This window comes from Paenarthrobacter sp. PH39-S1 (genome assembly GCF_030063245.1).
Taxonomy (GTDB): Bacteria; Actinomycetota; Actinomycetes; order Actinomycetales; family Micrococcaceae; genus Arthrobacter_M.
The window spans coordinates 1-1,001 of record NZ_JASISR010000112.1 but is presented as its reverse complement, the minus strand read 5'-3'; the positions used below and the strand labels follow the sequence as shown (position 1 = coordinate 1,001).

The 1,001-nt window shown below is 63.6% G+C and carries 2 protein-coding genes; both read left to right on the top strand.

Features of this window, described 5'->3' with window-relative positions; genetic code table 11:
• Positions 1-128 precede the first annotated feature (128 nt).
• On the top strand, positions 129-254 hold the full coding sequence (locus QMG52_RS21755; protein ID WP_283562482.1) for a hypothetical protein: 126 nt from the start codon (positions 129-131) through the stop codon (positions 252-254).
• Positions 251-985: an ExeA family protein gene (locus QMG52_RS21750; RefSeq protein ID WP_283562481.1), complete on the top strand. Its 735-nt coding sequence runs from the start codon at positions 251-253 to the stop codon at positions 983-985. The genes QMG52_RS21755 and QMG52_RS21750 overlap by 4 nt, the downstream gene beginning before the upstream one ends.
• Positions 986-1,001: the final 16 nt, after the last annotated feature.

Here is a 1,001-nt window from a genome sequence, read left to right as displayed (position 1 = left end):
CTGCTCGAAATCCGCCGCCACGTCCACCCCAAAACCGCCGCCGCGACCCGCGACGCCGATCCCGGAGCGAAAAACGCCGCCTCGGGCATCGACTACCTGCGCCTGATCGAAACCCGCCATAAACCGCGATGACCGGCGCCCCGATCAGCTACGACAAAATCGGCATTACCCAAACCCTGGAAGAACCGTTGGAAACCATGCCGGAAGAGGCGTTAAACGAGGCGGCAAACGAGACGTTGGAGGGACTGAAGTGAGCATTTCAAATCTGCAATCCCATTACGGTTTCGACCGAGCGCCTTTCAGCAGATCGATCCCGGTCCAGGCCCTGCATCGGCACCCAGGCCACCGCCAGGCCATCGCCCGGATCCAGTGGTGCGTGTCCCAACATCAGATGGGCGTGATCACCGGAGAAGTCGGCGCCGGCAAAACCGTCGCCGCCCGCGCCGCCCTGGCCGAGCTGGAAGCCTCCCGGCACCAGATCATCTATATCGCCGACCCCACGATCGGTATGCGCGGGATCCAGTCCCAGATCGTGACCGCCCTGGGCGGGACCCCAGCCTTCTACTCCGGAGTCCTGACCCACCAAGCCGCCACACTACTGGCCGGAGAACTCGACGAACGCGCCCGCCTGCCCGTCGTGGTGATCGACGAGGCCCACCTGCTAACCAACACCGACCTGGAATCACTGCGCATGTTAACGAATAGCAATATGGATATGGGATCGTATTTCGCGTTGCTGCTGATCGGCCAACCCACCCTGCGACGCCGGCTCAAGCTCGCCGTCCTCGCGGCACTGGACCAGCGGATCTCCACCCGCTTCACCATCACGGGCATGTCCCAGGCCGACACAAACGACTACATCCGCCAGCACCTCAAATACGCCGGTAGATCCAACACCCTCTTCTCCGACGACGCCGTCGCCGCGATCCACGACTCTGCCCGGGGCCACCCCGGGCCATCAACAACCTGGCCATCTCCGCCCTGATCGCGACCTACGCCGC